17 protein-coding genes and 1 riboswitch are annotated in these 18,340 nt (G+C 74.6%); of the genes, 12 read left to right on the top strand and 5 right to left on the bottom strand.

Annotated elements, in window-relative coordinates; all coding sequences use genetic code 11:
* From IE244_RS25605 to IE244_RS25590, 4 genes are all read right to left on the bottom strand, one after another.
* Entirely contained in the window at positions 1–906 is a 906-nt protein-coding gene (locus tag IE244_RS25605) for a dihydrodipicolinate synthase family protein (protein WP_191875923.1), read from the bottom strand.
* 101 nt (positions 907–1,007) lie between these two features.
* Positions 1,008–2,396, bottom strand: a complete 1,389-nt coding sequence (locus IE244_RS25600; protein ID WP_191875922.1) for an NAD(P)/FAD-dependent oxidoreductase — start codon at positions 2,394–2,396, stop codon at positions 1,008–1,010.
* Positions 2,389–2,691, bottom strand: coding sequence for a (2Fe-2S)-binding protein (locus IE244_RS25595; protein ID WP_191875921.1), 303 nt, complete (start codon positions 2,689–2,691; stop codon positions 2,389–2,391). The genes IE244_RS25600 and IE244_RS25595 overlap by 8 nt, the downstream gene beginning before the upstream one ends.
* Entirely contained in the window at positions 2,688–3,902 is a 1,215-nt protein-coding gene (locus IE244_RS25590) for an NAD(P)/FAD-dependent oxidoreductase (protein WP_191875920.1), read from the bottom strand. Before IE244_RS25590 ends, IE244_RS25595 begins: the two co-directional genes overlap by 4 nt.
* 177 nt (positions 3,903–4,079) lie before the next feature.
* Between IE244_RS25590 and IE244_RS42865 the strand changes: the two genes are divergently transcribed.
* The 10 genes from IE244_RS42865 to IE244_RS25550 all read left to right on the top strand — a co-directional run bounded on the left by IE244_RS42865 (position 4,080) and on the right by IE244_RS25550 (position 13,529).
* Positions 4,080–4,202, top strand: coding sequence for a putative leader peptide (locus IE244_RS42865; RefSeq protein ID WP_268252913.1), 123 nt, complete (start codon positions 4,080–4,082; stop codon positions 4,200–4,202).
* 78 nt (positions 4,203–4,280) lie between these two features.
* Positions 4,281–5,168, top strand: a complete 888-nt coding sequence (locus IE244_RS25585; RefSeq protein ID WP_191875919.1) for a glutathione S-transferase C-terminal domain-containing protein — start codon at positions 4,281–4,283, stop codon at positions 5,166–5,168.
* A gap of 77 nt (positions 5,169–5,245) precedes the next feature.
* A riboswitch (SAM riboswitch) is annotated at positions 5,246–5,358 on the top strand.
* 32 nt (positions 5,359–5,390) lie between these two features.
* Complete coding sequence (locus IE244_RS25580; RefSeq protein ID WP_191875918.1) at positions 5,391–5,543, top strand: hypothetical protein; 153 nt, start codon at positions 5,391–5,393, stop codon at positions 5,541–5,543.
* A gap of 202 nt (positions 5,544–5,745) precedes the next feature.
* On the top strand, positions 5,746–6,726 hold the full coding sequence (locus IE244_RS25575) for an amino acid ABC transporter permease (protein ID WP_191875917.1): 981 nt from the start codon (positions 5,746–5,748) through the stop codon (positions 6,724–6,726).
* A complete protein-coding gene (locus IE244_RS25570; RefSeq protein ID WP_191875916.1) occupies positions 6,723–7,514 on the top strand; it encodes an amino acid ABC transporter ATP-binding protein in 792 nt (263 codons plus the stop codon). The genes IE244_RS25575 and IE244_RS25570 overlap by 4 nt, the downstream gene beginning before the upstream one ends.
* Before the next feature lie 42 nt (positions 7,515–7,556).
* Positions 7,557–8,576: an ABC transporter substrate-binding protein gene (locus IE244_RS25565; protein ID WP_191875915.1), complete on the top strand. Its 1,020-nt coding sequence runs from the start codon at positions 7,557–7,559 to the stop codon at positions 8,574–8,576.
* A 121-nt stretch (positions 8,577–8,697) separates the two neighbouring features.
* Positions 8,698–8,817 (top strand): putative leader peptide, encoded by a 120-nt coding sequence (locus tag IE244_RS43210; RefSeq protein WP_373305773.1) that lies wholly within the window; start codon positions 8,698–8,700, stop codon positions 8,815–8,817.
* A 108-nt stretch (positions 8,818–8,925) separates the two neighbouring features.
* Entirely contained in the window at positions 8,926–10,128 is a 1,203-nt protein-coding gene (locus tag IE244_RS25560; protein WP_191875914.1) for an LLM class flavin-dependent oxidoreductase, read from the top strand.
* Between the two features lie 23 nt (positions 10,129–10,151).
* Complete coding sequence (locus tag IE244_RS25555; RefSeq protein ID WP_191875913.1) at positions 10,152–11,531, top strand: NtaA/DmoA family FMN-dependent monooxygenase; 1,380 nt, start codon at positions 10,152–10,154, stop codon at positions 11,529–11,531.
* A gap of 279 nt (positions 11,532–11,810) precedes the next feature.
* On the top strand, positions 11,811–13,529 hold the full coding sequence (locus IE244_RS25550) for a LuxR family transcriptional regulator AbsR2 (protein WP_191875912.1): 1,719 nt from the start codon (positions 11,811–11,813) through the stop codon (positions 13,527–13,529).
* 43 nt (positions 13,530–13,572) lie between these two features.
* Here the strand turns inward: IE244_RS25550 and IE244_RS25545 are convergent, their stop codons facing one another.
* Positions 13,573–16,185: a CHAT domain-containing protein gene (locus IE244_RS25545; protein WP_229854327.1), complete on the bottom strand. Its 2,613-nt coding sequence runs from the start codon at positions 16,183–16,185 to the stop codon at positions 13,573–13,575.
* Positions 16,186–16,260: 75 nt separating this feature from the next.
* On the opposite strand from IE244_RS25545, the gene IE244_RS25540 reads away from it, so the two are divergent.
* The gene (locus IE244_RS25540; protein WP_191875910.1) at positions 16,261–17,685 is read left to right on the top strand and encodes a S8 family peptidase; all 1,425 of its coding nucleotides are present in this window, start codon (positions 16,261–16,263) and stop codon (positions 17,683–17,685) included.
* The gene (locus tag IE244_RS25535) at positions 17,682–18,320 is read left to right on the top strand and encodes an RNA polymerase sigma factor (RefSeq protein ID WP_191875909.1); all 639 of its coding nucleotides are present in this window, start codon (positions 17,682–17,684) and stop codon (positions 18,318–18,320) included. Before IE244_RS25540 ends, IE244_RS25535 begins: the two co-directional genes overlap by 4 nt.
* Positions 18,321–18,340: the final 20 nt, after the last annotated feature.

The raw sequence follows: 18,340 nt of genomic DNA, 5'->3' as shown, positions 1-18,340 counted from the left end.
TCAGACTCCCTGGGCGAGACCGGCGGCGACGGCCTTCTCGGTGGCCGCCCGGACCGCGGCCTCCTGCTCGGGCGCCAGCGGCACGCGGGGCGGGCGCACCGGGCCGCCGTACCGGCCGACGACGTCCATCGACAGCTTGATCACCTGGACGAACTCGACCTTCGAGTCCCAGCGCAGCAGCGGGTGCAACTGCCGGTACAGGGGCAGCGCGGTGCCGAGGTCCCCGGCGGCCGCGGCACGGTACAGCTCCACCGAGGCGCGCGGGAGAGCGTTCGGGTAGCCGGCCACCCAGCCCTTGGCTCCCGCCACCGCCAGTTCCAGCAGGACGTCGTCGGCGCCGGCCAACAGATCCAGCTCCGGGGCGAGTTCGGCGATGCGGTAGGCGCGGCGGACGTCGCCGGAGAACTCCTTGACGCCGTGGATGTGTCCCTCGCCGTGCAGCCGGGCGAGGAGCTCGGGCACCAGGTCGACCTTGGTGTCGATCGGGTTGTTGTACGCCACCACCGGAAGCCCCGCGCGCGCCACCTCGGCGTAGTGGGCGAGGACCGAGTGCTCGTCGGCGCGGTAGGCGTTGGGCGGCAGCAGCATCACGGACCCGCAGCCGGCCGCACCGGCCTGCTCGGCCCAGCGCCGGGCCTCGGCCGAGCCGTAGGCGGCGACCCCCGGCATCACCCGCTCGCCGCCGATCGCGGCCACGGCCGTCTCCACCACGCGGGCGCGCTCGTCGGGGCTGAGCACCTGGTACTCGCCCAGCGAGCCGTTCGGTACGACGCCGTCGCAGCCGTTCGCGACCAGCCAGGCGCAGTGCTCCGCATAGCGGTCGTGGTCGACCGAGAGATCCTCGCGCAGGGGCAGGGCCGTGGCGACGAGGACGCCCCGCCAGGGACGGTTCGGTGCGTGGGTCATGGGTGATCCCCCTCTATGACGTGTGACATATTACTGGGTGGTGTGCCTTCTGGACAGGAGCCCGTCCGGCTTCGGCTCCGGTCTCGGTGCGGTGCGGTCGGTCAGGCGTCCGGCAGCTCGGCCAGGACGCCGAGCGGAACCGGGCGGGCGAACGGCCGGCGGCCGGGGGTGAGCGGGCATCCGGTCAGGCCGGCCACCGCGGGCGCGCACACGCGGCCCTGGCACCAGCCCATGCCGGCCCGCGTCAGCAGCTTCACGGTGCGCAGGTCGCCCGCGCCGAGCGGGCCGGCAGCCGTACGGACCTGGCCGGCGGTGACCTCCTCGCACCGGCACACCACCGTGTCGTCCGTGATCCGGTCCGCCCAGCCCGCGGGTGGGGCGTACACCGGGTCGAGTGCCGCGAAGAACGCCCGCTGCCGGGCCCTGGCCCGGGCGGCCGCGGCCCAGGACCGCGGGTCGGGGACGGCGCCGTACAGGCGGGCGGCGATCGAGCGGCCGGCGATATGGCCCTCGGCGAGCGCCAGGGCCGCCCCGCCGATACCGGTGCTCTCCCCGGCGGCCCAGACCCCGGGTACGTCGGTGCGCTGCTCCTCGTCGACCCGTACGGCCGTGCCGGTCAGGGTGCAGCCGAGGGTCTCGGCGAGGTCGGTGTGCGGCAGCATGCCGTGTCCGACGGCGAGGGTGTCACACGGGATGCGGCGCGCGCTGCCGGGCCGGGTCCGCCCGTCGCGCGCCAGTGCGGCGACCGTGACCGCCTCCAGCCGGTCGGTGCCGTGCGCCTCCACCACGGTGTGCCGGGACAGCGTACGCACCCCGTGCCGCAGCAACCGCCCCGCGTACCAGGCGCCTTCGGCGAGCTTGCCGGGCTCCGCGGCGAGGGCCGGCGCGCGGCGCAGCAGGGCCCCGGGGCCGGCGGACTCCACCAGCGCGGCCACGCGCGCGCCCGCCGCGGCGAGCCCCGTGGCCACCGGCAGCAGCAGCGGCCCGGTACCGGCCACCACGACCGTGCGGCCGGGCAGCACCAGGCCGCCCTTGAGCATGGCCTGTGCGCCGCCCGCCGTCACGACGCCGGGAAGTGTCCAGCCGGGAAAGGGGAGGACGCGCTCGTAGCCGCCGGTGGCGAGCAGTACGGCGTCGGCGCGGACGGTGACCCCCTCCTCCTGTGCGGGGCCCCGCAGGGCGTGCACCGTGAAGGAGTCCGGCTCCCGCTGCACGCACCAGACATGATGACCGGTCAGATGGGTGACACGCCCGGCGGTGAGGTGCCGGTCGATGCCGTCCCGCAGCCGTTCCCAGGTACGCCACTGGTGGTGCAGGGCCTCGGGGCGGCGGGCGCCGAGGGCACGGGCGGGCTGCCGGTAGAACTGGCCGCCGGCCTGCTCGGCCGCGTCCACGAGGGTGACCCGCACGCCCCTGGCGGCGGCCGCCAGGGCCCCGGCGAGTCCCGCCGGGCCCGCCCCGACGACGGCGAGGTGCGCTCGCTCACTCATGGTCCCGTCCCGTCCCCTCCTGTGTGCGGATCTCGTCGCCCGGCCGCAGCGGCACCAGGCAGGCCCGCTGGTTCGCCCGGCCGTTGACCGTCACCAGGCAGTCGAAGCACACCCCGATCCCGCAGAAGACGCCGCGGGGCCGGCCGGTGCCGCGGGTGCTGCGCCAGGCCGTGACGCCCGCCGCCCACAGCGCCGCCGCGGCCGTCTGCCCGGGCAGGACGGCGAGGGGGCGGCCGTCGAAGGTGACGGTGAAGGCCTCGTCCGGCCGGGCCCGGGCCAGCTCCAGGGGGTTCACGGCGTGTCGCCTCCGTCGGTGTCGTGGTCCTTGAAGTCCTCGGAGTCCCCGGAGGTCTCGTGTTCCTCACAGGACTCGAACCGCTCCGGACGGAACGGCGTGAGATCCAGCTCCGGTGTCTTCCCGGTGAGTCGCTGCGCGATCAACTGCCCGGTGCCGACGGCCAGTCCGATGCCGGCGCCCTCGTGCCCGCACGCGTGGAAGAGGCCCGGCGCGCGGGGGTCGGGGCCGATCGCCGGAAGGTGGTCGGGCAGGTACGGCCGAAAGCCCGCGTACGTGCGCAGCGCGCGCACCCGCTCCAGGAACGGGAACAGTCCGATCGCCCCGGCCGCGAGCGCCCGTACCGCCGCGAGCGACAGTGAGCGGTCGAAGCCGACCCGCTCCCGGCTGGCACCGATCAGCACCGGTCCGGCGGCCGTGCCCTCCACCACCGGGGAGGTGCGCAGGGCGGCCGAGTCGCTGGCGACGTCGGCCACGTAGTCCGCGGCGTACACCTTGTGCCGGACCGTCCGCGGCAGCGGCTCGGTGACCAGGACGAAGCCGCGCCGGGGGAGCACCGGCAGCCGGACGCCGGCGAGCGCCGCGAGGTCGCCGCCCCAGGTGCCGGCCGCGTTCACCACCGCCGGTGCGTGCAGGTCGCCGCGGTCGGTGCGCACCCCGGCCACCGTGCCGTCGGCCGTGCGCAGCACGCCGGTCACGGTCCGGCCGGTGTGCAGACGGGCGCCGGAGGCGCGGAGCAGATGGGCGGCGGCGAGGGCGGGCATGACCTGGGCGTCCTGCGGATAGAACACGCCGCCCGCCTGGCCGGTGGCCAGGTGGGGTTCCAGGGAAGGGAGTTGGTCCGCGCGGACCGGGTCCGCCACGACTCCGGCGGACCGCTGGCCGTCGGCGAACGCGTGCAGCGCGGTGAGGGCGTCCGGGGTGGCGGCGACGACCAGGCCGCCCTTGGGTTCGTATTCGAACGCCGTGCCCAGTTCGTCGCCCAGCTGTGCCCACAACCGGGCGGACAGCAGGGCGAGATCGAGCTCGGGGCCGGGTTCCTTGTCGGAGACCAGCAGGTTGCCCTCACCCGCCCCGGTGGTGCCGCCGGCCACCGGGCCCCGGTCCACCACTCGTACGTCGAGGCCGGCCCGCGCGGCGTACCACGCGCAGGCCGCGCCTACCATTCCGGCTCCTACGACCACGACGTCGCAGGTCAGTCGCTTCGGCACGTCAGTACTATGTCACATGGCGCTGGTTCTGAGGAGACCTCGGAAGACATGGGGCCCCGACTCCGCCCGACCGGCGCCGCACACGACACCTGTTTCCAGGCGTGGACGCCCCCTTGACGCCGACTTGAGCCGGATCGACACTCCAGTCAGGGAATCCTAGTGAACAGGTAGGAAATCATGAGGCGCCTCGAAGCGGTCACCGGCCGAAAGGGCCGTACACCGCTGCGCGCCCCCCTGCTCACCTCCCGCCGTCACATCGATCTGCTGCGCGTCTGCAGCGCCATCAGCCTCCACCGCTGAGCCGGGGCCCCTGGCGCCCACCGGCCCCGTGCCGCTCGCCGGCGCGCACCTTCGCATGCCCACGACCCGGGGAGACGCATGTCCATCACCCAGCTCGCCGCCGTCCCGCCCGTCCACCGCGCCGCCCCCGTCTTCCGCGGCCGGCTCGGGCGGGACGCGCGCAGCGGCCACCACGCCGTGCCGCACCGCTACCGGCTCCATCTGTCCACCGCCTGCCCCGACGGACTGCGCCTCGCCGTCGGCCACAGCCTCCTCGGCCTCGACGACGGCTGTCCGGTCAGCCTCCTGCCCGCCGTCCCCGACTGTCCCGGCGGCGGTCACTCCGCGCTGCGCCCGCTGTACGAGGCGAGCGCCCACCACTACACCGGCCCCGCTCTCGGACCCGTGCTCAGCGACGACTGGTCCGGCCGGATCGTCAGTACCCACGCCCCCGACATCCTGCGCGACCTCGACCGCTTCCCGCACGAGGGGCGGGTCTCCCTCTACCCCCGCGGCCTGGAGTCGGTGATCGAGGCCGCCGAGCGGATGTGCTCCGAAGGGGTCGAGGAGGCCGCGCAGCGCGCCGGGCAGGCCGGCGGCGACCCGGCCGAGCGGGCCGCCGCCCTCGACGTGCTCCTCGACACCCTGGGCCGGCTGGAGAACCGGCTGGCCGGTGAGGAGTACCTGGTCGACGACCGGCTCACCGCGGCCGACGTGGAACTGTGGGCGGCGCTGGTGCAGTTGGACACCGTCCACCGCTGTCACCTGGACGCCTGCGCCGTGCACCGCATCGCCGGCCACGGCGCCCTGTGGGCCTACGCCCGCCGGCTCGCCGCCCACCCGGCCTTCGGCCGCCACCTCGACCTCGACGGCATCTCCCGTCGGCACCACGGCCGTTGCAGGGGTCTGGAAGCTGCCGGAGCCGCTGTCCAGATCCTGGACTGGGCGGGCCACGCCGCGGATGCCGGGGGTACTTCCCGCAGGTGAGAGCGGTCAGATGATGTCCAGTGGGCGGACGGCCGTTGACATTCGGACGGACGGCTGACTTACTTACGGCTCAGAACGGTCATGAGCGTCAGCGCCAAGCCCTGGCTCGCTGACCGGCAACCCTCGCATCGCGGTGGGGTGCCCCAGGTGAGGACCGGACCGGAACAGACGTTTTCGGTAAGCGCGAGGGCCCCGCGGGGCCGGACAGTGACAGGTGACGCCATGCACGCAGCTCCCAGGACGGCCCTGAGCCGCCCCCAGGGCCGCGTACGGTCGTACGCCGGGCTCCTCGTCGCCGACCGCGCCGTCGATCTGCTCCGCGTCAACAGCGCTCTGTGTACCACCGCGCCGGGCTGTGCCCGCTGCCGGGGCTGAGCTCCCCGTCCCGCCCGCGCCCTTCGCGGCCCGCGCCTCCGTCAGCCCCGCGTCCCTCAGGCACACCGATCCCGCGCTGTGCCGTCGCCCGCCCAGCCCCCGGTTCCCGCGCGCCGCCGTGCGCCGCCTCGTGCCGTAGCGCCGTCGCGGCCCGCACCGGCCCGCCGCGGTCCCGGGGTGTCCGAATCCGCCGGAGCCCGCCATGAGTGAACCCCCAGGCGCCGCCGTCTCCCTCGCCGAGGCGCCGCTCGCCGACACTCCGTCAAAACCGCCTGCCGCACAGCGTGTTCAGCCGCTGCGCCGGCCCGGCCGGTGGATCGCCACCGCCGCCGTCCTCGTCGTCGTCGCGCAGATCCTGCACGGACTGGCCACCAACCCGTTCTACCAGTGGGACCGCTTCCGCTACTGGTTCCTGCGGCCCGCCGTCCTCGACGGACTCCTCGTCACCCTCGAAGTCGCCGCGCTCAGCGCCGTGCTGGGGCTGCTCGGCGGCGTCCTGCTGGCCCTCGCACGGCAGTCGGGCAGCCCCGTGCTGAGCGCCGTGAGCTGGACCTACACCTGGCTGTTCCGCTCGGTGCCGCTGATCGTGGTCCTGATCTTCCTCTACAACTTCTCGGCCCTGTACAAGACGTTGAGCCTGGGCATCCCCTTCGGCCCCGCCTTCGTCACCTTCGACGAGTCGAAGCTCGCCACCGACATGACCGTCGCCGTGGTCGGGCTCAGCCTCAACGAGGCGGCGTACGCGGCGGAGGTCGTCCGCGGCGGCGTCCTCTCCGTCGACCAGGGGCAGCACGAGGCGGCGGCCGCGCTCGGGCTGCCCAGGGGCTACCAGTTCACCCGGATCGTCCTCCCGCAGGCCCTGAGGTCCATCACGCCGAACTACGTCAACCAGCTCATCGGCCTGGTCAAGAGCACCTCACTGGTCTTCTACGTGTCGCTGCTCGACCTGTTCGGCTCCGTGCAGACCATGGGCAGCACCTACCCCGGCGACATCGTGCCGCTGCTGCTGGTCGCCACCGTCTGGTACCTGATCCTCACCAGCGCCGTGTCCGTCGTCCAGTTCTACGTCGAGCGGTACTTCGCGCGGGGCGCCACCCGCACCCTGCCGCCGACCCCGCTGCAGAAGGCGCGCGCGGGCCTCGCCGCACTCCGGGCCCGAGCGGGCAGGGAGGCCGCCGTATGACCGCCGACGGCACTCTGGAGACGACCCCGGCCGCGCTGGAGGTCCACGACGTCCACAAGTGGTACGGCGCCCATCGTGTGCTCGACGGCATCGACCTGACCGTGCGCCCCGGCGAGGTCACCGTCGTCATCGGCCCGTCCGGCTCCGGCAAGTCCACCCTGCTGCGGGTCATCAACCACCTGGAGAAGCCCGAGGCCGGCCATGTCAGCGTCGGCGGCGAGCTGATCGGCGTCAGGCGCGGCAGCGGCGGACGGCTCCGGGAGCTGAGCGAACGCGCACTCCTGGCCCAGCGCAGCCGCATCGGGTTCGTCTTCCAGAACTTCAACCTCTTCCCGCATCTGACCGTCCTCGACAACGTCGCCGCCGCGCCCGTCGCCACCGGCCGCCTCGCCCGGCCCGAGGCCCGTGAGCGCGCCCGCGAGCTGCTCACCCGGGTCGGCCTCGGCGACCGTACCGACGCCTATCCGCGCCAGCTGTCCGGCGGACAGCAGCAGCGGGTCGCCATCGCACGCGCCCTCGCGCTGCGCCCCGGCATCATCCTCTTCGACGAGCCCACGTCCGCGCTCGACCCCGAACTGGTCGGCGAGGTGCTCTCCGTCATCAAGGACCTCGCCACCAGCGGCACCACCCTGGTCATCGTCACCCACGAGATCGCCTTCGCCCGCGAGGTCGCCGACCGGATCGTCTTCATCGACGGCGGCCGGATCGTCGAACAGGGCCCGCCCCGGGAAGTCCTGGACACGCCGCGCCACGCGCGCACCCGGGACTTCCTCGCGAAGGTCCTCTGACCGCCCGTACGCCCCCCGTGAACCCGAACGACAAGGACAGCCATGCCCACCCAGCTCTCCCGACGCAGCCTGATACGCGGCATCACCGCGGCGACCGCGGTCGCCACCCTCGCCACCGGGCTCGCCGCCTGCGGGGGTGACAGCGACGCCGCCACCACGACCGACACCGCCGGCACGGTGACCGTGGGCAGGGTGTCCAACGGCGCGGCCCGGCAGACCGCGCTGAAGGTCTCCGAGGTCAAGTCCATCAGCGCCGAACTGCCCGCCGCGGTCCGCAGGAGCGGCACCCTGAAGATCGTGGTGGGCGCGCTGCCCGACGGCTTCCCGCCACTCGCCTACATCGGCGGCGACCAGAAGACGCTCACCGGCGCGGAGCCGGACTTCGGCCGCCTGGTCGCGGCCGTCCTCGGACTCAAGCCCCAGGTGTCCAACGCCACCTGGGAGAACATGTTCGTCGGCATCGACAGCGGCAAGGCCGACGTCGGCTTCGCCAACATCACCGACACCGAGGAACGCAAGAAGAAGTACGACTTCGCCTCCTACCGCAAGGACAACGTCGGCTTCGAGGTGCTGAAGAAGAGCACCTGGAACTTCGACGGCCGCTACGAGAACCTCGCCGGCCGGACGGTCGCCGTCGACAACGGCACCAACCAGGAGAAGATCCTCCTGGAGTGGCAGGCGAAGCTGAAGAAGGAGGGCAAGACCCTCACCGTCAAGCACTACGCCAGCAAGAACGCCACCTACCTGGCGCTGACCGGCGGCAGGATCGACGCCTACTTCGCGGCCAACCCCGGGGTCGCCTACCACGTCGCCCAGACCGCCGGGTCGCCCGACCCGACCCGCAGCGCGGGCACGTTCTCCGGCGCCGGCGCGAGCCTCCAGGGCCTGATCGCGGCCACCACCAAGAAGGACAGCGGACTGGCCGAGCCGATCGCGGACGCCGTCAACCACCTGATCCGAAGCGGCCAGTACGCCCGGTGGCTGGCCGCCTACCACCTCTCCGACGAGGCCGTCACCACATCGCAGGTCAACCCGCCCGGTCTGCCGCTCGGCAACTCCTGACCGGCCCTCACCCGGCGGGCGCGCGCGGCACGGGAACAACCGGCGCCGGCGGAGCGTTGGACGTCATGACGAGAACCGACAGGCGGACGCCGTCCCGGCCCGCCGCGACCGACCGACGGAGGTGACGGCCGTGCCCCGTGCGTTCCCGCCGCGTGCCCCGCACCCGTACCGCTCCGTCCGTCTGCACTCCCGGCCGCACATAGACCTGCAGCGCGTGTCCGCCGCGCTCTGTCGCCGCTGAGTCCCTCCCCGGCCCCTCGGCCAGGGACTCCTCCTGCCGCGCTCGCCCCCGCCGACGTCCCGCGCCGCGAGCCGGTGTTCTCACACGGACATCAAGGAAGGCACCGACGTGTCCCCAACTCCCGCTTCCCACCTGCACCTCGCCGTCGCCCTGGACGGCACCGGCTGGCACCCCGCCTCCTGGCGCGAGCCGGTCGCCCGCCCCCATGACCTCTTCACCGCCGGCTACTGGGCCGGCCTGGTCGCCGAGGCCGAACGCGGCCTCATCGACTTCGTTACCATCGAGGACGGCCTCGGCCCGCAGTCCGCACACCCCCTCGACCCCGACGAGCGCACCGACCAGGTACGCGGCCGGCTCGACGCGGTCCTCGTCGCCTCCCGCGTCGCCCCGCTCACCCGGCACATAGGCCTGGTGCCGACCGTGGTGGCCACACACACCGAGCCGTTCCACGTCTCCAAGGCCATCGCCACCCTCGACCACGTCAGCACCGGCCGCGCGGGCCTGCGCGTACAGGTCAGCGGCCGGCCGGACGAGGCGGCCCACTTCGGCCGCCGTACCCTCGGCCGGATCGACGCCTACGACAGCCCCGCCGCGCGGGACCTGGTCGCCGAACTGTTCGACGAGGCCGCCGACCACGTGGAAGTGGTGCGCCGGCTCTGGGACAGCTGGGAGGACGACGCCGAGATCCGGGACGCGGCCACGGGCCGCTTCATCGACCGGGACAAGCTGCACTACATCGACTTCGAGGGCCGCTTCTTCCACGTCAAGGGCCCCTCGATCACCCCGCGCCCGCCCCAGGGCCAGCCGCTGGTCACCGCTCTCGCCCACCAGACCCTCCCGTACCGCCTCGTGGCCCGGCAGGCGGACGTCGGCTATGTCACCCCGCACGACGTGGCGCAGGCCCGCGCGATCGTCGCCGAGATCCGCGCCGAGCAGCAGACGGCGGGCCGGGCCGGGGACACCCTGCACGTCTTCGGAGACCTCGTGGTCTTCCTCGACGACAGCGAGGAAGCGGCGCGGGCGCGGCGGGACCGGCTGGACGCGCTCGCGGGGGAGCCGTACACCAGCGACGCCCGGATCTTCACCGGCACGGCCGGTGAACTGGCCGACCTGCTGGAGGACTGGGCGGCCGGCGGACTGACCGGTTTCCGGCTGCGGCCCGCCGTCGCCGGTCACGACCTGCCCCGCATCAGTCGCGACCTGGTGCCCGAGCTCCAGCGCCGGGGGCGCTTCCGGGAGGCCTACGAGGCCGGCACCCTGCGCGGCCTGCTCGGCCTCGCCCGCCCCGCCAACCGCTACGCAGCCGCCTGAGCCGGAGAGGACGACCGCACCCCATGAGCAAGCCGCTGAAGCAGATCCACCTGGCCGCGCACTTCCCCGGAGTCAACAACACCACCGTGTGGAGCGACCCCGCCGCAGGCAGCCACATCGAGTTCAGCTCCTTCGTGCACTTCGCACAGACCGCCGAACGCGCCAAGTTCGACTTCCTGTTCCTCGCCGAGGGACTCAGGCTGCGCGAACAGGGCGGCACGATCTACGACCTGGACGTGGTCGGCCGTCCCGACACCTTCACCGTGCTGGCCGCGCTGGCCGCCGTCACCGACCGGCTCGGCCTCACCGGCACCATCAACTCCACGTTCAACGAGCCGTACGAGGTGGCCCGCCAGTTCGCCAGCCTCGACCACCTCTCCGGCGGCCGCTCCGCGTGGAACGTGGTCACCTCCTGGGACGCGTTCACCGGCGAGAACTTCCGCCGCGGCGGCTTCCTGCCGCAGGAGGAGCGCTACTCCCGGGCCGAGGAGTTCCTCGCCACCGCGCACGAACTGTTCGACTCCTGGCGCGGCGACGAGATCCTCGCCGACCAGGCCACCGGCACCTTCCTGAGGGACGCCGGGGCGGGCTCCTTCGCGCACCGGGGGCAGCACTTCGACATCCACGGCCGGTTCAACGTCCCGCGCTCCCCGCAGGGCCGTCCGGTGATCTTCCAGGCAGGTGACTCCGAGGAAGGCCGGGAGTTCGCCGCCTCCGGCGCGGACGCGATCTTCAGCAGGTACGCGACCCTGAAGGAGGGCCAGGCCTTCTACACGGACGTCAAGTCCCGGCTCGCCAAGTACGGCCGCCGGCCCGACCAGCTGCTCATCCTGCCCGCCGCGACCTTCGTCCTCGGCGACACCGACCAGGAGGCCGCCGAACTCGCCCGCGAGGTGCGCCGGCAGCAGGTCAGCGGGGCGACCGCGATCAAGCACCTGGAGTTCGTCTGGAACCGCGACCTGTCGGGGTACGACCCCGAGGGCCCGCTGCCCGAGGTCGATCCGCTGGTCGGCGAGGAGCACATCTCCCGGGGCCGCGCCCAGGTGCGGATGTACCGGGACCCGATCGCCATCGCGCGCGAGTGGCGCCAGCTGGCCGAGGCCAACAAGTGGTCCATCCGGGACCTCGTCATCAACACCGGCAACCGGCAGACCTTCGTCGGCTCCCCGGCCACCGTCGCGCAGACCATCGACGACTTCGTGCAGGCCGACGCCTCCGACGGCTTCATCCTCGTCCCGCACATCACCCCCGGAGGCCTGGACCCCTTCGCGGACAAGGTCGTACCCCTGCTCCAGGAACGGGGCGTGTTCCGCACCGAGTACGAGGGCACGACCCTGCGCGACCACCTCGGCCTCGCCCACCCGGACGCCGGCGCCGCCCCGTCCCGGCGGGCCGCGTCGTGACGTTCCCCGCGATCAGCCGGGCGGGCCGGTCGTCCGGGCGGCCGCGGACACCGGGGCGGCCGCGGACGTCACCTCCCCCGTAGGTGACGTCCGCGGCCGCTCCCCCCGGCGCCGGACCGTGGTCGTCCCCGGTCGTGTGCCGTCACCAGCACCCGCCGCACAAGCGTGCACAGGCGTCGGGTCATGCGGCCAGCGTGCCGTCCGCCCGCGCCGGGCGCCTGAGTCGGGAGCTACTCAAGTCACCCTGTATCAAAGGTGAGCAGGCGCGCTCAGAAGACTGTGAGGACTCACGAACAGGACGCGAAGTCACTGGAGCAGCCCTGGCCGTTCACCGGTCGCGAGGACGAACGGGAGCGGGTGCGCGCGGCGTCGGCCGCGGGCCGGCCCGGCATCGTGGTGACCGGACCGCCCGGCCACGGCAAGACCCGGCTGATCACCGAGGCGGTCCGGGGCACGGGGCACGCCCGGGTGACCGGCACACCCGAGGCCCGGGGGCTGCCCTTCGCGGCCTTCGCCCACCTGCTGCCCGACGCCGTCTCGCCGCAGCGCGCGGTGCGGATCCTGTCCGGACTGCGGCTCCTCGTCGTGGACGACGCCCATCTGCTCGACGACGCCTCCGCCGCCCTCGTCCACCAGCTCGCCGTGCACGGCCGCACCCGGCTCGTGGTGGCCGCGGTCGACGGCGCGCCCGCACCCGGCGCGGTGTCCCGGCTGTGGACCGGGGAGCTGCTGCCCCGGCTGGCCCTCGACCCGCTGCCCTGCGAGGACGTCGCCCACCTGCTCGCCACCGCCGGGCTGGAACCGCTCACCGTGCGCCGTCTGCACCGGATGTGCCGCGGCGATCTGCGGCTGCTGCGCGACCTGGTCGACGCGCTCGACCGGGCCGGGCGGCTGCTTCCCGTTCCCGGTACACGGGAGCGGGCCTGGCGGGGAGAGCTGCCGGTCACGCCGGCGGTGCGCGAGCGGCTCGCCCCGGCGCTGGAGCGCCGCGCGCGGGGCGAGCGGGACGTCCTGGACCGCCTGGCCTTCGCCGAGCCGCTGCCCCTGCCGCTGTCGCCGGTGCCGGCCGACCTCGATCTGGACGTGCTGGAGCGACTGGAGACGGACGGCCTGGTCCACGTCGGCGATCAGGGCACGGTCACGCTGGCGCATCCGCTGCACGGACCGTTCCTGCGCGCCACGGCCGGGCGGCTGCGGGCACGCCGATGGGCCGGCGCGCCCCGCTCGTACACGGCGGCCCTGGAGGCCGAGCAACGGCTGCTGGCACGGCGGATCGAGCAGCTGGACGTCCGGCCGGTGCCGACGCCGGTGGGGGAGTGGCTGGTCGCCGAGGACGCGGGGCTGCCCGCCGGGTACGCCGCCGTCCGCGCCCGGTTCGCCCGGCTGCGCGGCGAGGTACGGGACGCCGCCGCCTGGGCTCGTCAGGGACTGCGGCGGACACCGGGGGACGTCGGCTGCGATGAGGAACTCGCCCTGGCCGAGGGAGAGTTGAAGGCCGGTCGCGGTGGCGACGTGTTCGCCCGCTACGACTGCGTACGCCTCGGCGCGCCGGAGCGGGTCGCCGGGACGCTGCCGGCGGGCAGTGTGGTCGCCCGGCACGCGGAGGCGCTGTCGCGTGGTGACGGGGCCGCGCTGGACCGCGCCGCCGAGGCCCTGGAGGAGCGGGGCTTCCTGCTGTTCGCGGCCGAGGCGCGGGCGCAGGCCGTGCGGGTGCACCGGGATCCACGGTCGGCGCGGATGTCCCGGACCCGGGCGGTCTCGCTCGCACGGCGGTGCCAGGGGGCGCGCACGCCGGCGTTGGCGGGGCTGGTCCTCGGCGAACTCACGGCCCGGCAGCGGCAGATCGTGACACTTGCCGCGGCGGGCCTGAGCAACCGGGAGATCGCGGAGCGGCTGACCCTGTCGGTGCGGACCGTGGGGAATCATCTGTACAGCGCGTACAGCCGCCTCGGTACCGGCGACCGGGGAGCTCTGCCGTCGCTGTGCGAGTCCGCCTGACGTCCGCCGCCCGCACGCGCCCCTGCACCGCCCGAGAGCCTCTTCACGCCGCCCCGAAGGCCGCGAACGCCCAGCCCGTCGCCTGGTGCACCGGGTCCTCGGGCAGGGTGGTGCGGGCGTCCCGGAGCGCCTCCGCCAGCGACAGGCCCGCGCCCAGACCCTTGTGCAGGGCCAGCATCAGGGGGACCACGGCGGCGTCGTTGACCGGGGCACTGCTCGCCACCACCCCGGCCGTGCCCAGCGGCAGCAACGCGGTGACCAGCCCGAGGAGTTCGTCGGCGCCGACGGACGCCAGGCGGGCCGTGTCGCAGCTGGAGAGGATGATCCGGTACGGGCTGCGGGCGAGCCGTTCGAAGTCGTGCACGATCAGCGGGCCGTCGGCCATGCGCAGGGCCGAGAAGAGGGGGCTGTCGCCGCGGAACGTGCCGTGGGCGGCGATGTGCGCGAGAGCCGCGCCGTCCAGGTGCTCCAGGACGCGGGGGACCTGGGCCGCGTCGCCCTCCAGGACCGTCGCCGTGCCGTAGCGGTCGGCCAGTTCCGGTACTTCCGCGCCGCCGGTGGCGAGGCCGGGGCCGCGCACCAGGACGTGCCGGCCGCCCGGCGGCGGCTCCGTCTCGCGGGCGCGCAGCCAGCTGCCCGCCGACGGCGACACGCTGAGGACGCGGTCCCGCAGCGCGGGCAGCAGCGCCCACGGCACCCGGTGCAGCGCCCCCGGAGGAACGATCACCACCGGACCCGGACCGAGCTGTGCCGCCGCCCCGCCCAGCAGCAGCTCCTGCAGGCGCAGTCCCGCGGCCTCCACCAGGGGCAGCCGCGCCTCGGCGCCGGGGTGGGCGAGCCGCCGCAGTCCGGCCTGGACGTGCTCGGCCTCGGCCACCGCCTCGGCCAGCGGGCCGCCGGTGAACCGCCGTACCCGGCCCTGCCCGCACAGCAGGACGTGCACCCGCCCGTCGACCACGGCGAGTTCGGCCAGGTGCGCCTCGCCCAGCCGGTCCAGCAGCCGGGCCACGTCGAAACGGTCGCCCTCGTGCGGGGCGGCGCCGCGGATGTGATGGGTGCGGGAGCGGATCTCCCGTTCCAGGCGCCGCTGTTCACGCTCCAGCGCGGGTATGGGGCGGCCCTCCATCCGGGCCTCCTCCGCGCGGGCCGCGATCTCCCGGTAGGCGGTCAGGCCGCTCAGCAGCGCCGGGTCGGCGGGCGGCCGGGTGGGCGGCGCGGACAGCACGGTGGCCCGCCAGCGCTCGCTCCACTGGAGCAGCCGGCGCGGTGTGCCGTGGGCGAGGCTCACCTCCTGGGCCAGCGCGGCCAGTTCGGCGCCCTGCGCGGAGGCGTGGGCCCGCAGCTCCGAGGCGCCGAGCGTCATCCGGTGGTCGTCCAGCACCTCCAGCCCCCGCCGGCAGGCCTCCAGCACGCCCCGCCGGGACCCTGCCGCGCGCGCCCGGAGCGCCTGCGCCGCCCAGCCGGTCACCCGGGCCGGCGGCGGGCCGCCGTGCCGGCTGCGCGCGGCCACCGCCAGATGCCGCTCCGCGTCGGCCGTCCAGCCCAGCGCCAGCGCGATCCGGCCCGCGAGCAGCGACGCCTCCGGTGCGGCGGGCGAGCCGAAGGAGGCCAGCTTCCCGGCGACCGCCGCCGCGTCCGCGACCAGCCGCCCCGAGCGGCGCCCGGCCGCCACCCGTGCCTCGATCAGCACCAGCCGGGCATGCGTCTGCCACCACAGCCGCCGCTGCGCCGCGAACAGCCGTACGGCGACGGCGGCGCGGGCCACGGCGGTGTGCGGGTCCCCGGCCGAGCGGGCGGCCCGCGCGGCCGCCAGCAGCAGCTCGGCCTTGCGCGTCGACTGCCCGCCGATCCGGTCCAGCAGCGCGATCGCCGCGTCCGCCTCGGCCAGCGCCTCCGGGGCCAGACCGGCCGCCATCAGCACCTCGCAGCGCCGGATGGACAGCATGTACGTGGGGGTGCCGAGTTTCGCGTACCGCTCCTCGGCCTCGTCCAGCAGCCGCAGCGCCGCCGGGATGTCCCCGGAGCGGAACGCGGCGAGGCCCCGGCTCTCCACCGCGTCGGCCTTGTCGTGCTCCTGGCCGGTGGTGTCCCACAGCCGCTCCGCCGCCGTGAAGTCCGCGACCGCCCGGTCCACCGCGCCGAGCGCCAGATGCACGGTGGCCCGCAGGGTCAGCGCCCGCGCGGTCCAGATGTCGTCGCCGACCTGGCGCAGCACCGGCAGCGCCCGCCGAACGTCCTCCAGCGCCTCCCGGTGATGCCCCAGCACCCACCACACATACGCCCGCCGGTACAGCACCCGGGCCCGGGTGTGCCCGGAGCCCCGGGCGACCCCGCGCTCGAAGGAGGTGAGCCCCTGCCGCGTGCGCCCCGCGTGCACCAGTGCGACCCCGAGCGTCGCGAGCACATCCGCCTCACGGTCGGCCGACTCGGCGCGCGCGGCCAGGTCCCGGGCCCGGCGCAGATGCCGGAGCGCGATCCGCAGGTCCCCGAAGTCCCGCTGCCAGATGCCGAGCACCTGGTGGGCGACGCTGGCGTGCAGCGGCGGCGGAGCGGCGTGCAGCACCTGTTCCGCGCGTGCCCGGGCCTCGCCCGGGTCGGCGAACACCAAGGGCAGCAGTTCGAGCACCGACTCGCTTCCCGCTGTCACGTCTCGCATGGTAGTGGCCTGCTGTATCAGACGGTGGTCCCACGACTCTCACTGTCGAACACCGTCTTCAGGGGGAGGAAGGCCATGGCACCACAGCGATTCCACGAGCAGTTCGCACACATCCAGCACTCCATGCCCGGCGTCGCGCTGGCCATGGGGCCGGAGGAGGACGCACACTTCCTCTACGAGAAGGGGGTCGTCCTGGCCCGCGACGGCGAGGAGGCCCGCGTCGTCGAGGACACCGTGCGCGCCCACTTCACCGCGACCGAGGGCCTCGTCCCCGACCACGTCCGCCGGGACGGCCCCGAGACCGGCCGCACCGGCGTCACCCGCATCCGCACCGGTGCCCCGGACGCCGGCGAGGACACCGTCCCGCACGCGCTGCGCGCCCTGCGGGAGGCCGAGGACCGCCGGGGCCGCCGGCTGGTGAGCCGCAACCACGTGGTGCACATCGCGGTCAACGCCTGCCCCGGCGACGAGCCGGTGCCCGTCGCGCGCACCCAGCCGGCCAACCCGGCCGCCGCCGAGGGCCGTTACGACGCGGGCAGCGCCGTCGGCGTCCTCGTGATCGACACCGGCCTCGTGCACGACCACGGCTCCTACCCGCTGCTCGCCCACACCACGGGCGACGCCCAGGCGGCCGAGACCGACGCCGGCGGCGTGCTCGGCCAGTACGTCGGCCACGGCACGTTCATCGCCGGGGTGCTCGCGGCCGTCGCGCCCAACACCGCCCTCACCGTCCGGGGCACCCTCAACGACGCCGGGGCGATCCTGGAGTCCGAGTTCGGTGCCCGGCTCTTCGAGGCGGTCGACCGAGGCGGCTGGCCCGACATCATCAGCCTCTCCGCCGGCACCCCCACCGAGGGCGGCGACGGCCTGCTCGGCCTGGACGCGTTCATGCGCGAACTGCGCGGCCAGCGCACCCTGCTGGTGGCCGCCGCCGGCAACAACGCCAGTGACACGCCGTTCTGGCCCGCCGCCTACGCCGCCCTGCCCGAGTACGCCGACAGCGTGCTGTCGGTCGGCGCGCTGCGCGCGGACGGCGACGGCGCCGCCTGCTTCAGCAACCACGGCCCCTGGGTGCGGGTCTACGCCCCGGGCGAGCGCCTCACCAGCGCCCTCACCGGGTTCGCCGCCCCCGTGCCGTACGTCTACCAGCACTCCACCTACGACAGCTGCCGGTACGGCTCCGACTACCTGTGCACCTGCCAGTTCCCGCGCCACACCGGTGTGCTGAGCGAGGGCCGGGAGAGCACCGGTGCCAAGCCGGACCAGGTGATGTTCGACGGACTCGCGCAGTGGAGCGGCACGTCCTTCGCCACCCCGGTCGCCGCGGGTCTGGTCGCCGCCCATATGACGGCGCATCAGGAACGTGACCCGCGCGCCGCGCGCACGCGCCTGCTGGCGGCCACCACCGACACGGCCGATGTGCGCGGGGCGCACGTCCCGGCGCTCCGGCCGCCCAGCTGGCGCCCCGTCCCCGTCGTCGTCCCGGCCCTGCCCGCATGAGGGCCGGAACCCTCCGCTCCACGGCGTACCATGACGTGCCGTACACGAGGGGTGGAGCCGTGGACCGAACAGAGGTCGGCGCGCTGGTCCAGTCCGCCGTCGACGGAGACGCCGCGGCCTGGAAAGCGCTGGTGGAAGGGATGAGTCCGCTCGTGTGGTCGGTCGTGCGCGCACACCGGCTCTCCGACGCCGACGGGCACGAGGTCTATCAGACCGTCTGGTTCCGCTTCGCCCAGAACCTGGGCCGCATCCGCGAACCCGACAAGGCCGGTTCCTGGCTGGCCAGTACCACCCGCCACGAGTGCCTGAAGGTGCTCAAGGCCCTGACCCGGCTCACCCTGACGGACGATCCGCGGGTGCTGGACCGGGCCAGCGACGACCGGACCCCCGAGGAGTCGCTGATCGACTCGGAGGAGGCGGCGGACCGGGCCGAGCGGGTGCGCTGCCTGTGGCAGGAGCTGGAGGGACTGGGGGAGCGCTGCCGGCAGCTGCTGCGCGTGCTCGTGGCCTCCCCGCCGCCCAGCTACGGGGAGATCTCGGCCGCCCTCGGTATCGCGGTCGGCAGTATCGGCCCCTTGCGCCAGCGCTGTCTGCGCCGGCTGCGGGCCCGGATGGACGCACGGGGGGCGGCGTGAGCGACGACGAGGACCGGTTC

Origin of the sequence: Streptomyces filipinensis (genome assembly GCF_014649495.1) — a bacterium.
Lineage (GTDB): Bacteria > Actinomycetota > Actinomycetes > Streptomycetales > Streptomycetaceae > Streptomyces > Streptomyces filipinensis.
Note: the sequence above shows the minus strand (reverse complement) of the source record. Positions and strands in the feature narration are given on the sequence as shown.